The 19988-nt window shown below is 51.3% G+C and carries 17 protein-coding genes; 16 read left to right on the top strand and 1 reads right to left on the bottom strand.

Going from position 1 to position 19988, the window contains the following annotated elements; genetic code table 11:
* The first annotated feature begins 37 nt into the window (after window positions 1-37).
* The 8 genes from AC0YNV_RS07420 to AC0YNV_RS07455 all read left to right on the top strand — a co-directional run bounded on the left by AC0YNV_RS07420 (window position 38) and on the right by AC0YNV_RS07455 (window position 9476).
* Window positions 38-1198 carry an efflux RND transporter periplasmic adaptor subunit gene (locus tag AC0YNV_RS07420; protein WP_475767080.1) on the top strand — a complete coding sequence of 387 codons (1161 nt, stop codon included), beginning with the start codon at window positions 38-40 and terminating at the stop codon, window positions 1196-1198.
* 39 nt (window positions 1199-1237) lie between these two features.
* Window positions 1238-2572: an ABC transporter substrate-binding protein gene (locus AC0YNV_RS07425; protein ID WP_475767081.1), complete on the top strand. Its 1335-nt coding sequence runs from the start codon at window positions 1238-1240 to the stop codon at window positions 2570-2572.
* A gap of 182 nt (window positions 2573-2754) precedes the next feature.
* The gene (locus tag AC0YNV_RS07430) at window positions 2755-3258 is read left to right on the top strand and encodes an RNA polymerase sigma factor (RefSeq protein WP_475767083.1); all 504 of its coding nucleotides are present in this window, start codon (window positions 2755-2757) and stop codon (window positions 3256-3258) included.
* Between the two features lie 59 nt (window positions 3259-3317).
* The gene (locus AC0YNV_RS07435) at window positions 3318-4373 is read left to right on the top strand and encodes an acyltransferase family protein (protein WP_475767085.1); all 1056 of its coding nucleotides are present in this window, start codon (window positions 3318-3320) and stop codon (window positions 4371-4373) included.
* A 62-nt stretch (window positions 4374-4435) separates the two neighbouring features.
* The gene (locus AC0YNV_RS07440) at window positions 4436-5020 is read left to right on the top strand and encodes a TetR/AcrR family transcriptional regulator (RefSeq protein ID WP_475767087.1); all 585 of its coding nucleotides are present in this window, start codon (window positions 4436-4438) and stop codon (window positions 5018-5020) included.
* A gap of 264 nt (window positions 5021-5284) precedes the next feature.
* Complete coding sequence (locus AC0YNV_RS07445; RefSeq protein ID WP_475767088.1) at window positions 5285-5731, top strand: DUF2269 family protein; 447 nt, start codon at window positions 5285-5287, stop codon at window positions 5729-5731.
* A 157-nt stretch (window positions 5732-5888) separates the two neighbouring features.
* Window positions 5889-7946 carry a molybdopterin oxidoreductase family protein gene (locus tag AC0YNV_RS07450; RefSeq protein ID WP_475767090.1) on the top strand — a complete coding sequence of 686 codons (2058 nt, stop codon included), beginning with the start codon at window positions 5889-5891 and terminating at the stop codon, window positions 7944-7946.
* Window positions 7947-8480: 534 nt separating this feature from the next.
* Window positions 8481-9476: an oxidoreductase gene (locus AC0YNV_RS07455; RefSeq protein ID WP_475767092.1), complete on the top strand. Its 996-nt coding sequence runs from the start codon at window positions 8481-8483 to the stop codon at window positions 9474-9476.
* A gap of 334 nt (window positions 9477-9810) precedes the next feature.
* On the opposite strand, the gene AC0YNV_RS07460 is transcribed toward AC0YNV_RS07455, so the two are convergent.
* Window positions 9811-11220 carry an MFS transporter gene (locus AC0YNV_RS07460; protein ID WP_475767094.1) on the bottom strand — a complete coding sequence of 470 codons (1410 nt, stop codon included), beginning with the start codon at window positions 11218-11220 and terminating at the stop codon, window positions 9811-9813.
* A gap of 152 nt (window positions 11221-11372) precedes the next feature.
* On the opposite strand from AC0YNV_RS07460, the gene AC0YNV_RS07465 reads away from it, so the two are divergent.
* The 8 genes from AC0YNV_RS07465 to AC0YNV_RS07500 all read left to right on the top strand — a co-directional run bounded on the left by AC0YNV_RS07465 (window position 11373) and on the right by AC0YNV_RS07500 (window position 19953).
* Window positions 11373-12257 carry a LysR family transcriptional regulator gene (locus AC0YNV_RS07465; protein ID WP_475767096.1) on the top strand — a complete coding sequence of 295 codons (885 nt, stop codon included), beginning with the start codon at window positions 11373-11375 and terminating at the stop codon, window positions 12255-12257.
* A gap of 240 nt (window positions 12258-12497) precedes the next feature.
* Window positions 12498-13469, top strand: coding sequence for an oxidoreductase (locus tag AC0YNV_RS07470; RefSeq protein ID WP_475767097.1), 972 nt, complete (start codon window positions 12498-12500; stop codon window positions 13467-13469).
* Between the two features lie 478 nt (window positions 13470-13947).
* Window positions 13948-14724 (top strand): SDR family NAD(P)-dependent oxidoreductase, encoded by a 777-nt coding sequence (locus AC0YNV_RS07475; protein WP_475767099.1) that lies wholly within the window; start codon window positions 13948-13950, stop codon window positions 14722-14724.
* Between the two features lie 154 nt (window positions 14725-14878).
* On the top strand, window positions 14879-15418 hold the full coding sequence (locus AC0YNV_RS07480) for an NADPH-dependent FMN reductase (protein WP_475767101.1): 540 nt from the start codon (window positions 14879-14881) through the stop codon (window positions 15416-15418).
* Between the two features lie 223 nt (window positions 15419-15641).
* On the top strand, window positions 15642-17039 hold the full coding sequence (locus AC0YNV_RS07485) for an ABC transporter substrate-binding protein (protein WP_475767103.1): 1398 nt from the start codon (window positions 15642-15644) through the stop codon (window positions 17037-17039).
* The gene (locus tag AC0YNV_RS07490) at window positions 17032-17919 is read left to right on the top strand and encodes a carbohydrate ABC transporter permease (protein ID WP_475767105.1); all 888 of its coding nucleotides are present in this window, start codon (window positions 17032-17034) and stop codon (window positions 17917-17919) included. Before AC0YNV_RS07485 ends, AC0YNV_RS07490 begins: the two co-directional genes overlap by 8 nt.
* Window positions 17920-17931: 12 nt before the next feature.
* Entirely contained in the window at window positions 17932-18810 is an 879-nt protein-coding gene (locus AC0YNV_RS07495) for a carbohydrate ABC transporter permease (protein ID WP_475767107.1), read from the top strand.
* Window positions 18811-18831: 21 nt separating this feature from the next.
* The gene (locus AC0YNV_RS07500) at window positions 18832-19953 is read left to right on the top strand and encodes an efflux RND transporter periplasmic adaptor subunit (RefSeq protein ID WP_475767108.1); all 1122 of its coding nucleotides are present in this window, start codon (window positions 18832-18834) and stop codon (window positions 19951-19953) included.
* Window positions 19954-19988 lie beyond the last annotated feature (35 nt).

Here is a 19988-nt window from a genome sequence, read left to right on the forward strand (position 1 = left end):
TTTGTCTCGCGCAAAACTTTCAGGAAGGAGACGGGAAATGGAGCTGGAGAAAGAAGCGGCTGATCGCAGACGCAAACGGATGATTCAAGTCATGTCCATTGCTCTATTGGGTCTGCTGATGTTTTTTACATTTTTCAGCAATACGCTGCAATCGCTGACTCTGCCGAAAGTGAGAACGGAGAAGCCGGTCAATGGCAGTATTGCATTTACGCTCGAAGGCAGCGGTATTCTGCGGCCGCTCGCTGAAGCCGGGCTCTTGAATCCCGCAGGCTGGAAAGTCCAGGAGATTCTCGTCAAACCAGGGGATCATGTGAAGAAAGGCCAGCAGCTGATTACCTATGACAGCAAATCTGCCGAACGGGAATTGGAAGATGAAATAACCAATTTAAACAAGCAGAAAATCGGGCTGCAAAATGTTCAGGATCAGTTCATCTTAACAGCCAAGGACGGGGACCCGGTGAAGATCCGGAGTGCCGGACGCGAGATCGAAACACTTAAGCTGGATTTGGCGGCACAGGAGCGCAAAATTAACGCACTTAGAGAGAATCTGGAAAGTCAACAGGAACTCACCGCTCCATTCGACGGAATTATAACGCAAGTGAATGCCATAGAAGGATTAACATCAACGGCAGGACCGGATATTCTTGTCTCGAACAACAGCAAGGGCTACCAATTGGATATTTCTGCGGATTCATCGTTATTGACCAGTCTGGGAATTACGGCCGGAGAGAAGTTAAAGGTCGAGGTCCATTCCGTACAGGAGCAGCAGAGCCGCATGATCGATGGCATCATTGAGGAAATAAAGAATGCAGAGCCGCTGGCCGCGGACTCGTCCGGTGCCGAAGCGGACAAGAGCTTAACGATCCACCAGAAGCTTCTTCATGTGAAGATCGTTGATGCCAAGCTGAAAGGGGGTGAACAGGCGCAGATCAAAATCGGGAAGCCCTCCCGTCAACAAGGACTTGTCGTTTCCAATGAAGCTGTTCACCGGGAAGGCGACGGCAGTTTTGTTTATAAGATTGAAGAGCAGCGGGGCGCACTGGGCAATGTATTCGTTGCCCGCAAGGTCCAGATTCAGTCCAGTGAAACGAATGGCAAGGAAACGATGATTCAGTCGGATAATCTCTATGAGGATGACCGGATTATTCTGGAAAGCAGCGAGCCCCTGCAGGACGGAAACCGTGTCCGTCTGCAGTAGTCAAGCATGAAGCACCATATTACAGGAGGTATTCATACAATGAGAAAGTGGATGTGCATCATACTTATTCTATTGACGATAACAACGACCGCGTGCAGTTCCGGAGACAGCGGCGAAACAGCGGGCAATGAGAAGACGGCGACTACAGAAGATAAAACCGTCGTCACGTTGTCTATCCAGCAAGCGAGTCCCTTTTATGAGACGTTAGAGAAAAAGTTTGAGGAGAAGTACCCGGACATCGATTTGCAAATTAAGGCTTATCTGCAGGCAGGCGAGCAAGTGGACTCGGCCAATTATGAAAAATATCAAAAAACGATGAATACAGAGCTGCTTTCGGGAAAAGGCGCGGATATTTACGAAATAAGCAGGCTGCCTTTCGAGGAATACGTGAGCAAACAGCTTTTCCTGAACATGGATGATCTCATGGAACAAGACAAGACGCTTGACAAGAGCGATTTGGAGATGAATATCTTGAATGCAATCAAGATGAATGGCGGTACATATGCCATCCCTTCGGGTTTTTCCCTCCGGGCGTTCGTAGGCGACGGGAGCGTTCTGGAGAACGCGAATGTCGACGACAAGAACTGGACCTGGGATGAATTTACAGAGATTGCGAAGCAGATTATTCAAAAGGAGCAGGAGAACGGCAACGCGAACCGCTATGCGATCGCGGATTATCCGCCGGATGTCCTCCTTCAGGAAATGGTTGTGGATCATTACCCGGAATTCGTTGACAGCGCGGCGAAAAAGGCCATGTTCGATTCTCCTGTGTTCCTGGACACGATGCAGCAAATAAAAAAAATGTACGATGACAAAATCATGACTGCGGGCCCGGCGGAAGTCGGCAAGCAAATGTTCTTCTCGACTGTCGTGCAGTCGCCCGCAGATTTGATCAATGGTCCGCATGCCTTATTCTCAAGTCCGAAGCTGCTGCAAAAGCCCCATGCCCAAGGTCAATCAGGCGGAATGAGAATTATCCCCATGTCCCAGTTCGCGATACAAGCCAAATCTCAGGTCCAGGAGGAGGCTTGGAAGCTCATTGCCTTCCTGCTATCCGCAGAAGGGCAATCCCTGCAGGATCGGGAAGGATTTTCACTTCTTAAATCGGTTAACGAGAAGACATTAAACGATATTCAGCAGCAAGTCAAAAGCGGAACATACAAGCTGGCAGACGGGAAAGCAGTCCAGGTATCGGACGAAGAATTTACCCAGTTCAAGCAGCTCATAGATACAGCGGATAACTTCGCGGTACTTGACGGTAAAGTGGTTTCCATTGTCTCCGAGGAGGGCCTGACCTTCTTCGGCGGGCAGAAGTCCGCGGAGGAAGTGGCGAAGCTGATCCAGAACCGGATAACAACCTATCTGAACGAATAGCAATTATTGAAGCAAGAAGCAGCCACCCCGTGCGCTGCTTTTTTCCATTCAGCATGATGACGGACAATTCATAGAAGCCGTTTCTTGATGAAAAGTTTTATAAAAATTTAATTTTAAACCCCATTTCGATTTAAACAGTTTTCCTTATTCTAAAGGGGAAGAAGGGATAGGAGGATGTCATAATGAAAGACAGGACAGTGGACGAGACTTTCAATACTTTATATGAAACGTACTATAAACAAGTCTATTATTCAGCTTTTTCGGTAATAAGAGACCATTTTCTGGCACAGGATGTGGTTCAGGAAACCTTCGTCAAGGTTTTCCGCCGTTTCAATACCTTCAAAGATAAAGCAAAGAAGGATGCCTGGCTCAAGGTTATTTCCAGAAATACAGCGATCGACTTATACCGAAAGAGACTTAGAAGGCAGGAAATTTTCAACGAACATATTGAATTATTAGCCGGGGCTACCGAAGACGAGATGGAGCGCTCCATTGAGATGAAGATTGACCGCCAATTGCTTTGCTCCTTGCAGCCAAAGCATCAGAATGCGCTACTGCTTATCTATGAATATGGAATGACCTATGAACAGCTTGCTTCCTATCAGAACACTTCCGTTAGCGCAGTGAAGTCGCAGCTGCATCGTGCAAAGAAAAAACTGCAGTCCATGGCAAGGGAAGCTGAATAGCGCTCTATGCAATTCCACATCCTAACAATAGATGAATAAGGGATAAGGAGGACGAACCCATGAATTCCAAACCGGATTTCAGCGGACTGGATTGGTTGAAATTTCTGGCTGCTATATTGGTTGTTGCCAATCATACCGGCCCGCTGCAAACCTACAGTCCCTATGCCGATTTTCTGATAAGCGGTGTCCTTACGCGTATAGCCGTTCCTGTGTTTTTCATAACCTCAGGATTCTTTTTCTTCCGCAAGCTGACCGGCGACCCCGCAGCGGATAAAAAAAAGCTGTTTCGCTATTCGAAAAAAATTGGAATACTATATGCGATTGCCATATTGTTGTATATTCCGTTAAACATATATACTGGTTATTTCACCGTTCATTTTACCGTGTATTCCTTTATCAGGGACCTTATATTTGACGGCACCTTTTATCATTTGTGGTATTTGCCGGCTTTGCTTGTCGGGTTATATATGACCTTTTTCATGTATAAGAGAATGTCGATGAATGCGCTGCTTGCAGCGGCTGGCTTGTTGTATGTCCTCGGGCTGCTTGGCGGGAGCTATTATGGACTTATTGTGGACAATAAAGGAATTACACAAGTCTATGATGGAATGTTCGCTTTGTTTGACAATACGCGCAACGGGCTGTTTTACGCTCCTGTTTATCTTGTATTGGGTGCTTGGGCAGCCAAGCGGCCACAGCCGGCTGGGAGCGCAATGAAGAATGCCGGCTTGTTTATGGTATCGCTCGGATTCATGCTTGCCGAGGGAATCCTCCTGAATTCAGCGGGAATTCCCAGGCAGGACGGTATGTATATTTTTGCTCTGCCAGCCGCTTATTTTTTATTTCAATGGGCGCGGAAATGGAAGGGGAGATCAAGCAAAGCCTTCCGGGAATGGCGGGTGTGGGTTTATATTTTGCATCCTTATGCGATCGTGTTTGTACATGCAGCGATACAAGCCGATAACCTTGAGGATTTGTTCATTGCGAACAGCCTGTTTCATTTTCTTGGGGTATGCCTGTTGTCTATCGCCATGGCCGCGGCTGCAGTACGGATATCCGTGATTAAAATTTCAATTCCAGGCCTGGGAAAACAGAAATCAAATACAACTCATTGACATGAAAATCTAACGATGTTATATTTCTGAATGAGAATAATATTTTAAGGAGGCTGACCCATTTGAGTCGCCGTGAGCGGCATAAGCAGGAGCTTCGGCAGCGAATTATTTTTGCGACGAGGGAGATCGCTTCCGAAGAGGGATGGCAGGGCATAACGATACGCAAGGTAGCAGAGCGGATCGAATACAGTCCGCCGACTATTTATGAGTATTTCGAGAACAAGGATGCGCTGCTTTTTCAGCTGCTGAAGGATGGATTTCACTTGCTCTATCTCGATCTGGCGAAGGCTAAAGAGGAGAACAAGGAAACGCCGCAGCAAACACTGTACGCCATTGCCAAGGCGTACTGGGCTTTTGCTTTCCGGGAACGCGAATTATACGAAATCATGCACGGCCTTGGAGGCGTTTCGTTTGGGACGCGGGAAACTCCCGAGGAACCCGTTCGGGTATTTTTCCTGCTGCGCGACGCCATTACTGACTGTCTGAACATCGAGACGAATGATCTTGACGGTGAAGTCGATTTATTTTGGAGCAATTTGCATGGCATGATTTCACTGACGATTCAGGGCCGCATGAAAGGCGGGAAGGAACGCGCCGAGGTGCTGGTCGAACGAATGGTGGAATTATATATCAAGGCATGGGGGTAGCTCCCCTTTTCTTTTCGCAAAAAATAACACAGTTAGATAATTGAACGATGATAATAAAAAATTATTAATGTGGTTAATCCAAGAACACATTAATCGTAAGCGCTCATCCAAATCCATTCAGCTTCAACGCCGCGGTGCGCAGCGTCCTTGCGGGAAGCCATGCTTCAGCAGGCAGCCGGTCTTGCTGGGAGGTATGACCGGCGTACCGGGCAGCCCCTTTCGTAAGGATTGACAGGACACACCATCATATTAGGAGGCATTCCCATGTATACTTATCTGTTGTTCATCCATATTATCTCAGCCGTGACAGCTATCTGCGCCGTTATCGGTTATCCATTAATCATGAGCAGCGTCCGCACGGCAGGGCAGGCCAGGTTCGGATTGGCGCTGCTGGAGAAGATGGCGATCCTCCCGAAAGCCGGCGGGACGCTGCTGCTTCTGACCGGTCTGGCACTCGGCTTCCTGCAAACCTATCTGTTCCACCAGATGTGGTATGTGGTCTCGATAGCCATCTTCTTCGTCATTCTGGTCATTCTGGCAGTCCTGCTTCCATCCGGCATCAAAGAGCAGCTTGCGCTGCTGCAGCTGTCGCAAGGAGATGCGCTGCCGGACGAGTACCGGCGGAGCCGCAGGCGCTCCGCCTGGTTGGAAGGAATTGCGAATCTGGCCGTTTTCATCTCGATTATGCTGATGGTGTTCAAACCCTTTTAAACCTGCGAGGAGCGGCTTGCTTTGAACGGCGACTGCCAATGAGAATGCGTGAATTGATCCCGCTAATCATTATGCAGCAGGCATTTCTTCCCGTTTGTGCTATCATTAAACGATAAAACATCAATCTCCCGCCTCGCCGAAAGGAGCAGTCATCGCTATGAAGTCTTCGTTTATTGATCAACCGAACGGGGTTTTCCCTTCCGTATGTCCGCTTGATTGCCCGGATCAATGCGGCCTGCTGGTCCGCAAGGAGTCTGGGAAAATCGTAAAAATAGACGGTGACCCGTCCCATCCTGTCACACAAGGGGCCATTTGCAACAAAGTGCGCAATATGACAGAGCGGATCTACGATCCTAACCGCCTGCAGCATCCGCTGCTGCGGACGGGGACCAAGGGCTCCGGGCAGTTCCGGCGCATCAGCTGGGAGGAGGCTCTGGAGACCATCGCCTCCCGGTGGAAGACACTTGCTGCTTCCGGTGAGGGAGCAGAGTCGATTCTGCCTTACAGCTTCTACGGCAATATGGGCAGAATAGGCACCGAAGGAATGGGGCGGAGGTTCTTCAACCGCCTGGGAGCCAGCCGGCTCATTTATTCCATATGCGAAGCGGCTGGCTCAGAGGGCTACCGCTACACGATGGGCGGCAGCTACGGCACGGATCCGGAGGAAACGGTTCATGCCAAGCTTCATATCATGTGGGGCATCAACGCGGTCAGCACGAATATGCACCAGGTTACGATCGCCGAGAAGGCGCGCAAGCAGGGGGCGCAAATCATCGTTATCGATGTTCACCGGAACCGGACGGCGAAGTGGGCTGACTGGTTCATTCCCGTTATACCCGGCACGGATGCGGCGCTGGCGCTGGGAATTATGTTTATTTTGTTTGCGGAGGGGCTGACGGACGAGAATTTTCTTCAACAGTATACGGTCGGACATGAGGAGCTGCGCGAGCATGTCCGTCAGTATCCGCCGGACGTCGTATCCGCCATTACGGGCGTGCCTGTGGATGACATCTATAAGCTTGCGCGGCTGTACGGCAGCACGACACCGTCGTTTATCCGGATCGGAAACGGACCACAGCATCACGATAACGGGGGCATGACCACCCGCGCGATCGCCTGTCTGCCTGCGCTCACGGGGCAGTGGCTGGTCAAAGGCGGCGGCGCGATAAAAGGCAACGGCGGTTATCTGAGCCTGAACAAATCCGCCCTGGAGCGTCCCGGTCTGAGCCGCAAGAACACCCGGCGAATCAATATGAATCTGCTGGGCAGCGCCCTGCTGGAGCCGGACCGGCCGATCCGCTCGCTCTACGTGTATAACTCCAATCCGGCGATTGTCGCCCCCGAAGCGAATAAAGTAAGGGAAGGGCTGGCGCGCGAGGATTTGTTTACTGTGGTTCACGATCTGTTTCTGACCGAGACGGCGAAGTTCGCCGATATCGTGCTGCCTGCGACCTCGTCATTCGAAAATACCGATCTTTATACATCGTATTGGCATCATTATGTGCAGCTGCAGCAGCCGGTCATAGAGCCATGCGGGGAAAGCAAGTCCAATGTCGAGGTATTCAGGCTGCTGGCGCAGGCGATGGGCTTCGACGAGCAGCCGCTGCGCGATACCGAGAAGGATATGATCGAACAGGCGCTGGACGCTCCGGGCAATCCCCGCCTGCGGGGAATTACGCTGGAAGGCCTGACGGCGAGCCAGTTCGCCAAGGCCGACGTGAAGCCGGTCCTCCAGGACAAACTGCATACACCAAGCGGCCGTATCGAGCTGTATTCCAAAGCGATGCAGCGCAGCGGGTATCCGGCTCTGCCGACCTACGTGCCGCTGGTTGACGACGGTCCGCATCCACTGCTGTTCATACCGACGGCCAATCACAATTTTCTCAACTCGACATTCGCCGGGAACGACAAGCATATACGGATGGAAAAAGCGCCGCGGCTTTATATGAATATCCTGGATGCCGAAGCACGCGGTATCCGGGATGGAGACACGATACGGGTATGGAATGGACGGGGAAGCTGTGAGCTTGCGGCGGCGGTTGGCAGCGATGTTCTGCCTGGAGTCGTTGTCAGTCAGGGACTCTGGTCCGATGCCGCAGGCGGCAAGGCGCTCGTCAACGCGCTGACGCCGGACCGCGTTGCCGATATGGGCAATGGCGCGACATTTTTCTCCGGAAGGGTGCAGGTGGCTCAAGCACTTCATCTGCAGCATTGACAGGCGAAGCATCCCCTTTGCCTTAACGGGAAGTTATCACAATCGATTGACCACGATGCGGACTTGCGACAAGGTGATTTTACATTAGCGGCGGACAGAGGCATGACTGAAGTTCTGAATACTTCACAGCTTGCCGGCAGCTGCTTCTTAAAAATAGTTAAATCGGAGAATGGCCCGGATTGACAGGATCCGGGTATTTTTTTCGTCCGGAGCCTATTCCCGCTCCCGGAAGGGAGCATTTTAAGGCGGCAGCATTATTTAAAAGAAAAAGAAAATCGCTTGACATGGAGTATACTCCAAGGAATAAGCTTCAGTTGCTTAGCCGAATAGGCAATGGGCAGAGAGGAGGACAAGGGATGGGAATACGGCATGACCAGTCTCGATCGTTTCTGTGCTGCAGCCTATTGTAGGAGAAAAAAATAAAAATCGAGTCGCCAATGACTGAAATATACACTGTTTCGGGAATAATGAACGCAGCTAAACCACTTTTTTTGGACAAGATTAAGCATCATTGAAATGAGGAGGAGATTGAATATGCAAACGGACAACATAGATACAATAACACCTCAGGCACCGATTCCTTCGGGCTTTGGGCCGCAAACAACAGCACGCGAGGCGCTTGGCGGACGTGATTTGACGGGCAAAACCGCCATCGTAACCGGCGGATATTCCGGCATCGGTCTTGAGACAACCCGCGCTTTGGCAGAAGCAGGCGCGACGGTCATTGTCCCCGCCCGCACGCCAGAGAAAGCCCGTGCTTCATTATCGGGTATTCCGAGAGTGGAGCTGGAGGAGCTGGATCTGATCGATCCCGCTTCCATCGACGCCTTCGCGCAGCGGTTTCAGGATTCTGGACGGCCGCTGGACATTCTGATCAATAATGCCGGCATTATGGGACCGCCGCAGGTACACGACGCGCGTGGTTACGATACCCAATTCGCTACCAATCATCTGGGACACTTCCAGTTGACGGCGCGGCTCTGGCCGGCTTTGGTCAAGTCGGGAAGCGCGCGGGTCGTCTCGCTTTCTTCCGTTGGAATTCGCTACGGAAGCGTAGATTTTGACGATCCCAACTTCGAACGCAGGGCATATGACAAATACCAGGCCTACGGACAGTCCAAATCTGCCAACTCGTTGTTTGCAATCGCATTGGACAGGCGGGGCCGGGAGCATGGCGTCCGCGCCTTTGCCGTTCACCCTGGCGCAGTCATGAGCGGATTGGTGCGTTATATGTCGGAAGAGGAGCTGAGCGCCTCAGGTGGGCTTGACGAGGAAGGCAATCCTCCTGCTGAGCCCCTGTACGTATTCAAGACCACGGAGCAGGGAGCGGCGACAAGTGTATGGTGTGCAGCGAATACGCAGCTGGATGGCATGGGCGGCGTTTACTGCGAGGATACCGATATCTCCGTAGTTGTCCCTGCTGACGCACCGATGGGGCCTGGTGTCGTACAATGGGCGATCGATCCCGGCTTGGCAGAGCGGCTGTGGCGGCTCAGCGAAGAGATGACCGGTGTGAAATTCACGATCTGAGTGATCGCGGCCTTAACGATTGCATGAACATAGCCATGATAACCGCATCATTGCGCAGAGCCTGTTGAGAACTCTCAACAGGCTTTTGCCGTATAGGCAGCGGGCTTGCAGTGCCGCCTAAGTGTCTTGATATCGATATTCACCTATAAAATCTCCAGCTTTTCCTTCAGTTATTCGCTCCTATCGCAAAGCTCCTGCGCTTGAGCTTTTACAGTGAAACTTCAGGGCAGCATTAACGGATCTTTCGCCAACCATGCGAATAGAGCCGTTTTTTGCTGTTTTTCCGAAAGTGAAGCTTTCTTAAAATTTGAAATCGTTCCTTCTGTATCGGGCGTCAAGTTAGCCTTCGGGAACAACCGACCGCGAGGAGCCCGGCACTGATCACTGCCGTCACCACAGCAATGATGTGTAAACCTGAAGTCGTCACCGAGCCGCCGAATATAAGCCCCAGCAAACTGGTGGAAAAGATGCTGCCCACGGAACGGAACGTCTGGAACAAGCCGGATGCAACGCCGGTTTCTGCCGGTTTCGTATGGCTGTACAAGGCTGTTGAAAGCCCCATATTGTTCATTCCATTTGAGATGCCGATGACTGCAGCGACCAGCAGAATGATCGGAACAGAAGTATGAGGCCCAAGCACAAGGAGCAGGAGGGTACCCGCTACAAGCACGATACTGCCGATGATGACAGGCTGCCGGTAGCTTGCACGGCGAATCATCCGGACCGCGAGCGGGGTCGTCAATACGCCGATACCTGCGAAAGGAAGCATCAGTAATCCGGCGGTCTGCGGATCGTAGCCTCTAACTTGGCCCAGCCATAACGGCAAGCCAAAGAAGAGCGAATAGAACACGATATTCAGACCGGCATACTGGGCAAATACGGAAGTAAGCCGGATATTCGAAGCCAGCATCCTGACATCCAGAAACGGCTTATCCGTACGCAGCTCCCGCAGGATCAGCAGAGTTCCGGCAACCGGAACGACGATCAGCAGCCACCATTGGGTACCTTTTCCAAGCGTGACCAGGAAGAACATCAGGCTTGCGAACATGCCGCTGAACAAGACGATTCCCGGAAGATCGATCATGTGCAGAACGCCTTTCCGCGCTTCCGGAGGCTGATTCTGCATGTCCGCAGGGATCCACTTGAATACCAGGATAAGCACCAGAACCGCAACCGGTACATTGATCCAGAAGATGGATTGCCATCCCGCATGAGCAACCAGAAGGCCGCCCAAAGTAGGCCCAAATGCCGCCATGACGTTGGCGGTAATGGAGATTAGCCCGAGTGCCGCAGTTGAGCTTTTACCGTCATCACGGTCTGCCGTTCGGGAAACGGAGCGAATGATCGACAGACCGGCAGGAAATGCGCATGTGCTTCCGAAAGCCTGCAGGATTCTAAGTGCGAGCAGCCAACCGAAAGACGGCGCCCAGGCAGAGAGAAGACTGCTGATGATAACCAGCGCCATTCCGGTGCTGAAAACGCGGCGGGGACCAAACAGATCCGCAAGCTTGCCCATCAAGGGCTGGCCTACCGTCGCCGCAAGGTAGAAACTCGAAATCAGCCAGGTTACGGTCGTTATACCGACCCCGAAGCTGGAGCCGATATTCAGAAGCGCTACGGAGATCATGGATGAGTTCAGCGGGTTAAGCAAAACGCCGAGTGCAACGACCCATGTGACCCGTTTCATTACTCGCTGATGATCAGACCCTATTGGGGCAGCCACTGTGCTCGCAGCCGATGTCATTATATATTGCCTCCTTTTATGTGACCATCTTATGGAGCCTCTTTCAACCCAACCGGCACACTGTTATTGTAAGATTGATTACTCATAAATAGAAATATATATTTAATTATAAATTAATCACTTTATAGTTATGGATTGAGGTGGAAATTCCGTTGGATTTATTGCAGCTCCAATATTTTCAAAAAGTAGCGCAGCTGGAGCATATGACGAAGGCCGCACGCGAGCTTCAAATTGCCCAACCGGCCCTAAGCATGACAATTGCACGCTTGGAGAACGATTTGGGAGTGCCCTTATTTGACCGCTTGGGACGGCAGATCCGGCTCAATGCCTATGGAAGAGCTTTTCTCATCAAAGCGGAGACGGCTCTGAAAGCTCTGGAGGAAGGACGGCGCGAGCTCGCGGATATGTCGGGGCTGGAGCATGGGCGCGTATCTCTGGCGGTGACAACTTTAAACCGTTTCTCCAAGCTGTTGGGCGCTTTTCTTTCCAAGCATCCCGATGTCAGCTTTCGCGTAATCCAGGTTCCTACAGAGGAATCGAAAACCCGGCTTCTCAGCGGTGAAATCGACTTTTGTTTCTCTTATCAGCCCTTTGAGCAGCCGGAGGTCCGCTGTTTGCCTTTGTTTACGGAAGACATTCTGCTGGCTGTACCGGCTTCACATCATCTTGCAGGCCGGCGAAGCATAAGCCTTCACGAGGTGGCCCACGAATCTTTCGTCAGTCTGAAAACCGGATACAGCTTCCGCGATATAACCGATGAATGCTGCCGGAAAGCAGGTTTTGTCCCAAATATTGTGTGCGAAGGAGACGAGCCAGCGGCGATAGACGGCTTGGTCCGAGCGGGTTTGGGAATCGCTTTTCTGCCGGCGGCGGCAAGAAAAGAGTATTCTTCGCTTCATTTGCTGGACATCACAGAGCCTGTATGCCAATGGACCCTCCATTTGACCTGGCTTGAACAGCGCTATCTGTCACAGGCGGCACGCCAGTTTCATGATTTCGTCGTCCGTCTATATGGGAAAAAGAGCATTTCACCGTGACATTTCCATATAAGGCTGGATGAAAATCACTTGACATGGAGTGAACTCCATCCGATATGATGCGATGGAACAGGAAAAGGCTTGGCGCGATTGTCAATAAGCAATGAGGAGGCTTGGGCTGAAGCCCCAAATTGAGCTCGCTGATGGCTGAAATGCATGCTGCTTCGGGAATAATAAATGACAATCCGGACCGCCTAATATAGGACCTGTTGAAGCGTTTAAAACCAGGAGGAGATTAATATGCAAACAGGTAACAGCTATACAATCACGCCCCAGGCTCCAATCCCATCCGGCCTCGGTCCGCAAACAACAGCACGGGAAGCGCTGGGCGGACGCGATTTGGCGGGCAAGATCGCCATCGTCACCGGCGGATATTCCGGTGTCGGCCTTGAAACCACCCGCGTTCTGGCCGAAGCAGGCGCAACGGTGATTGTGCCTGCGCGTACGCTGGAGAAAGCCCGCGCTGCGGTTGCGGGTATCTCGCATGTGGAGCTGGAGGAGCTGGATCTTTTCGATCCCGCTTCCATCGATGCCTTTACGCAGCGCTTTCTGGACTCGGGACAGCCGCTGAATATCCTCATCAATAATGCCGGAATAATGGCTGCCCCGCTGGTACGCGACGCACGCGGCTACGAGTCCCAATTCGCCACCAATCATCTGGGACACTTCCAGCTTACGGCGAGGCTGTGGCCTGCATTGAAGCGGGCTGGAAGCGCGCGGGTTATCTCGCTCTCATCAACTGGAATCCGCTTCGGAGGCGTTGATTTTGACGATATAAACTTCGAGCGGCGGGAGTACGACAAGTGGAGGGCTTACGGCCAGTCCAAATCCGCCAACGCATTGTTTGCCGTCGCGCTGGACAGGCGCGGTGCGGCGTACGGCATCCGCGCCTTTTCCGTCCATCCCGGCAGAATTCTGACCGATTTGGTGCGGCATATGTCGGACGAGGAGAAGGGAGCAGCAGGAGGAAATTTAAAGACCACCGAACAGGGAGCAGCGACGAGCGTCTGGTGCGCAACAAGTGATCAGCTGGAGGGAAAAGGCGGCGTATTCTGTATGGATGCCGATATTGCCGGGATTGTATCGGAAGATGCTCTGCAAGGGCTGGGCCAGGTGATGACGGGCGTACTGCCCTGGGCGATCGATCCCGGCCTGGCGGAGAGGCTATGGCAGGTCAGCGAGGAGATGACGGGGGTAACGTTGACGGCTTGACCCGGATCATAAAATAACAATATTGCATTTGACTATGAAGAGTAGTTTGTATAGCAGCTGAGCCTGCATCTGCAGGATCAGCTGCTTTTTTTTGCTCAAAATAGGTGCAAGGACAACATCCTTCCAATTCGGTAAAAATGATTTCTCCATTCTAGAGTTGACTAATCCCAATGCTGTGCTTATAATAAAAAAATGAACGGTCTGTCTTATATTGATGGGAAATAAAGTCGCTAATCAATATAAAACGATAGTTGGTACATTAAATTGATTTAAAGGAGAGATCTTAAATGAGCAGAATATAGCCGGCTGAATTTGGACCAGGAAATTTGAAACATCGTTATTGTTGTGTACGTGAGAAATTCGCTTCCGAGCAAAATTTATTTTTTTTGCCCCATGGAGAATGATCGTTCTCGATGGAGTAAGTTACTTGATAAAAACAAAATCAACACAATAGAAACTAAATACTGGAGGAATCGAAATGGAAAGATTGAATGGGAAAGTTGCATTGATCACAGGAGGAAACAGCGGTATCGGTCTGGCAACTGCAAAATTATTTGCAGCGGAAGGGGCGAAAGTAGTTATTACAGGCCGGAATCAGGCCAAGTTATCCGCCGCGGCCGAAGAACTTGGTGTCAATGCCTTTGCCGTCCAGATGGATGCGGGTGATCCGGCAAGCATGGAAAAAGCGGTGGCTGCAGCGGTGGACAAATTCGGTAAACTGGATGTAGTTTTTGCGAATGCGGGCATTGCCGGACATACACCTCTGGGCGGGACCGAGCTGTCTGTATTTGAGGAAATTATCAAGGTCAATGTTACTGGAGTATTCTTTACCGTACAAGCGGCCCTGCCGCATCTGAAGTCTGGGGCGTCGGTCATTTTGAACGGCTCGGTGCTGGCGTCATTGGGCGCTTCCGGGTATTCGGCGTATGCAGCGAGCAAAGGTGCGGTCAGAAGCATGGTTAGAGTGCTGGCTACCGAGCTGTCGCCTCATGGTATCCGGGTGAATACGATTGTTCCGGGAGCAACCCGTACGCCAATCTGGGGACAATCGACGCCTGAAGGCATGTCCAACCTGGAGAATGCGCTATCGCCCTCCATTCCGCTTAATCGCCTGGCCGATCCGGATGAAGTCGCCAAGGCCGTCTTGTTCCTCGCCTCGGATGATTCCTCCTATATCCAGGGTACTGAAGTCGTTGTCGATGGAGGCGCAACTTCCTCGCCGGCTGGGGCTCCCATCTATCGGGCAAAAGGATAAGGAAGAAATTGGCGCATGTTTACTCATAATTACGAAATAACTCGAATATTCTGTGGGTGCGGTGTTCTCCCCAAAGCGGCAGGACTCGCCCCATATCGACGGGAAATGAAGCTCAAAGCAATACTCAGCAAATATTAATCAGGAGGTAATAACAATGTCTAAATTAAATATTGGAATTATTTTGGGAAGCTCCCGTCAAGGACGCGTGAGTCCACAGGTAGGAGAATGGGTGAAAGGAATTGCTGACAAACGGGGTGATGCAAACTATGCAATCGTAGATATAGCAGACTTTAAATTGCCGTTTTTTGGAGCTGAAGATGGCGAAGAGCAGGTAAGGGCCTGGTCAGAGAAGCTGAATAGCCTGGATGGATTCGTCTTCGTCACGGCAGAATATAATCATAGCGTGTCGGCAGTCTTGAAAAACGCGCTCGATTCAGCCCGGGAGGCCTGGTACAATAAGGCAGCCGGCATCGTAAGCTATGGTTCAACAGGCGGAGCCCGTGCTGCCGAGCATTTACGTGGAATCTTGTCAGAGCTGAGCGTTGCGCATGTTCGTGTACATCCAACATTGTCCTTATTTACAGATTTTGAAAATTACAGCGTGTTTAAACCGGCTGATTTACATGTGAACAATGTTAATTCCATGCTTGATCAAGTGGTTGCATGGAGCGGCGCATTAAAGCCTTTGCGGTAAAGCTGTTTTAAATATAGGAGCTGTTGAATACTTAGAGGCTGTCACTGTCAACATGGTCACAGTCTTATGCAAAAAATCAGAATTGAGCAAGGCTATTCAGCAATCGCTGCTGGGTAGCCTTGTTTTGCAATCTTTATTTCATCTTGATCTGCGCTTCATCCTTTCTTGACCTGACTTTACTAAACTAGCCTTACAGTCAAGACAAATGGAAGGATGAAGAGAATTGAAAAAAAGCATACTATTCCTTTGCATCGCGCTGATGTTATCCATTACAGCCTGCAGCGGGGGCAATACGACACCTGGCTCGCCATCAGGCGGCGCAAACGCGGATCAATCAACACAACCGGACAGCAGTAAACCGGAGAGCACAGCTTCAACATCCAAACCTTCCCCAACCCCCGCCCCCGATCCCGATAAAAAAAGCACCATCGTTTTTTCTATGTACAGTTACGATCAGTATTATGATGACGCGAAGAAGGCTTATGAGAAACAGCATCCGAACATTACGGTCGATTTGAAGTATGTAACCAAGGACTTTGACCCCTCCGGTACGCTGGTGGAGAAATTCAGGACCAAGACGAGCGCCAATTTCCTCAGCGGCAAAGGGGCCGATATGATCATCACGGATGATTTGCCGATTGAAGGTTTCATCGGAAAACAACTCTTGGCCAATCTGAGTGACATGATGAATGGCGATCCATCCTTTAAAAAAGAGGATTACTTTCAGAACATCCTTGATGGTGTGAAGGAAAGCGACGGCAGCGTGTATGCCATGCCCCTGTCCTTCTACGTGTCCGCCCTGATGGCGGATGAGAACGCGCTAAAAAGCACGGGTGTGACTATTGACGACAGCAGCTGGAACTGGGAGCAGTTCGCCGCCACCGCGAAAAAGCTGCCCATGACAGGCAGGTACAAATACGCTTATACCGAGAAGCGAGATAGCAATTTTCTGTATGCGCTGGTGACTGCGTCGTATTCCCAATTTGTGGATCGGGTCAACCGGAAAGCCCATTTTGATTCAGACATGTTTATCAACCTGCTGAATCAAATAAAACAGCTGGAAAAGGATAAGGTCGTAACCTTCGATTTTAGCAACTACGAGCATGTCTATTTCATGCAAACGGATATTTATTCCTTTGCAGATTATATGGTTAGGGCTTCAGAAACCAGGTTTGAAAAACCAGTCCTATATCAGGCGCCCAAGGGCGAAGGGCTGAAGGACGGCGGATTCTTTTCCCCGGTTGCCAACATCGCCATTAATGCGAATTCCACCGTTAAGCCGGAAGCGTGGGACTTCCTCAAATTTATGATGTCCGGGGAAGCGGGCAATTTGGACAAGGGGCAGGACGGGGGTCTTTCCGTGTACAGTTCGTTTCCGGTATCCAAGACCGTATTTACAGCACAAGAGGCTAAGTTTGTGCAGGACGGCAAGGCCAAGCAGGAGGAGCTTCAGACTGTGACTGACTTTATAACCACAGCGAGCAACCGGAAATCGACGCTCCCCGCCGAGATCGAGATCCTCATATGGGACGAATCGCCGGCCTTCTTCAGCGGGCAGAAGTCGGCCGAGGCCGTTGCGGACATTATGCAAAACAAAGCGACGACTTACCTCAATGAATAAGCTGCGGTTCCGGTTTCCCGGATGGCTGAAGAAGGACGGGCCCGCAGCCTTGCTGTTTCTTGCGCCAAGTCTGCTCGGCTTCTCGCTATTCTATGCGATACCCTTTGCCATGGGCATCTATTACTCCTTCACCGACAAGCTGCAAGGCGGTTCCTTCGCCGGGTTAGCCAATTACAGGGAGCTGCTGTACAGCAGCTCCTTCCGCCAGGCGGCAGCCAATACGCTGCTTTTCACGGGGATCAGCGTTCCCATTCTGATCGCGCTGTCGCTCGCTCTGGCACTCATGCTGAATCAACGGATGTGGCTTAGAAACGGGCTGCAGACGGCGGTTGTTCTGCCCCTTGTCGTTCCGGTCGCTTCCATCGTCATGGTTTGGCAAATATTCGTCGATTGGAACGGCACCTTGAACAGCTGGCTGCACTTCATGGGACTGCCGCGGATCGATTGGATGAACTCGAACTGGTCCATGGCCGTACTGGTGCTGATGTATATCTGGAAAAATATCGGCTACAATATGATTCTCTTCCTTGCCGGTCTGCAGTCGATCCCCCAGAGCTATTACGAAACGGCCCGGATCGAGGGAGCAGGCGGGATTCGCCAGCTATTCGGCATTACGCTCGTTTACTTGATACCGACCATGTTTTTCGTCATTCTTATTTCGATTATCAATTCGTTCAAGGTATTCCGGGAAACCTACATGCTTGCCGGAAATTATCCGTACGATCGCATTTATATGATGCAGCATTATATGAACAATATGTTTGTCTCGCTGGATATTCAGAAGCTGACGGCGGCCGCTACGCTGATGGTCGGCTGCATTATTGCTCTGGTATCGGGCCTGATATCGGTCGAACGCCGGTTTCAGCAAAATCTGGAGTAATGGGGGGAGCTTATGCGGAACATTCGTGTGCTTCCCAGGGCGGTGCTGTTTACTTTACTCGCTGCAGTGGCGGCACTCCTGCTCATTCCAATTGTCCTCACAGCCGCAAACTCGCTCATGACCCAAAACGAGTTCGCTGCTAATTACGGCTTGATCGGTACGATGACCGATGCCGCAGCAGGGGACAAGGATGCCTTTATCAATCTGAAGCTGATACCAGACTGGGTGACCTTCGCCCAGTATAAAAAACTGCTGATTACAACGCCGCGGTTTCTGCAGATGTTCTGGAACTCGGTAGGACTCGTCACGCCGATCGTCGCCGGACAGACACTGATCGCTTCTCTGGCCGCTTATGCCTTTGCCAAGCTCCGTTTCAGAGGACGGGATGCGCTGTTCATGGTCTATCTGATGACGATGCTCATGCCGTTTCAGGTTACACTGGTTCCCAATTACATCATCATCGACCGATTGGGATTATTCAACACAACGGCGGCGATTATTCTGCCTGGCATTTTCGGCGCCTTTGGCGTATTTATGATCCGTCAATTTATGGCTCAAATTCCGAATGCCTATATGGAAGCTGCCAAGATGGACGGTGCGGGACATGCCGCCATTTTCGTCCGGATCATCCTTCCCTTGGTCAAACCGGGCTTGGCTGCGCTGAGCGTCCTGCTGTTCGTCGACTATTGGAATATGGTCGAACAGCCGCTCATCTTTCTGGAGGATGAGTTCAAGCAGCCGCTGTCGCTCTATCTGCTTCAGATCAGTGAACAGGAAACAGATGTGGTTTTTGCCGCTTCGGTCCTGTACATGTGCCCGATGATCCTGCTGTTCCTGTACGCCGAAACTTATTTTGTCGAGGGCATTCAGCATTCGGGAATCAAGGGGTAATCAAGTATCAGGAGTGATGAAATGGAAGCAGACTTCAGATCCGACGATTCTAAAAGCCGAAAGCGAAAAATCCGCCTGCTCGCCGGGTTGTTTTTTGGCTTGCTGATCGTCCTCACATTATTCAGCAATACGTTGTTTGCCTTGACGCTGCCTAAAGTTACGGTGGAGCAGCCCGAAACCGGTCTTCTGAATCAGGAGTTTAAGGGAAGCGCCGCCGTGAAGTTTGTGTCGGAGCTGGATCTATCGAACCCGGCGGGCGGGAAAGTCAAACAGGTGCTGGTCAAGGAGGGTGATGCCGTCCAGAAAGGACAGGCACTCGTCATGTATGAAAACAGCGAGACGGAGCAGCAGATCGAGGCGGAGCGGGACGCGCTGAAAAAGCTGAAGCTCCCTGTGCAAAGCCTGCAGCGCGACTATATCGAAGCTGCTGCCAATGCGGATTCGGGGGCACAAAGCGACGCCCGAATAGCATTGGAAAGCGCGCGGCTGGATATTGCCGCTCAGGAAAGGCGTATTCAGGCACTGGAGGGCCAGCTTGCAGATCAACAAAAGCTGATAGCTCCGTTCGATGGCATTGTAAGAACTGTTCATGCGGTAGAAGGCCTGCCTTCAGGCACGGGAGAAGGTGATATTCGCCTTGTTAACTCGGATAAGGGACTGCAGTTCGAGATGCGGGTGCCTGTTAATATTGCCGCAACGCTGGATACAGCCGAGCCTTTGGAGGTCATGATTTCAGGCAAGAGCGGCCGTTCCGTTCAGGGGAACATAGTGGAAATCGGAGAGAGCGATGCCCCTCAGCCAGGCGAATCGGACCCGGAGACGATTCGTCTGCTCGTCAGTCTGCATGATGAGGCTATCCGCGAGGGTGACAGGGTTGAACTCAATCTCACGGCCAAGGGGGACGGGAACGCGCTTATCATTTCAAGCCAGGCGGTCCATAAAGACAGAGACGGCGCCTATGTGTTCGTTATCGATAATAAAAAAGGACCGCTTGGCAATGTCAACTTTGCAAGAAAGATGACCGTCACCATATCTGCCGCCAACGAGATGAGAACCGCGGTTGTCGACAGCTTAATTGGCAGTGAAAAGGTCATTGTGGAAAGCAGCGATCCTCTAGCCGAAGGCACTCAGGTCCGCTACTAGCTAAACACGCCGGCTCCCTTTTCAAATCGAAGTTT

The sequence above is a fragment of the Paenibacillus sp. JT31N11 genome, assembly GCF_056269285.1.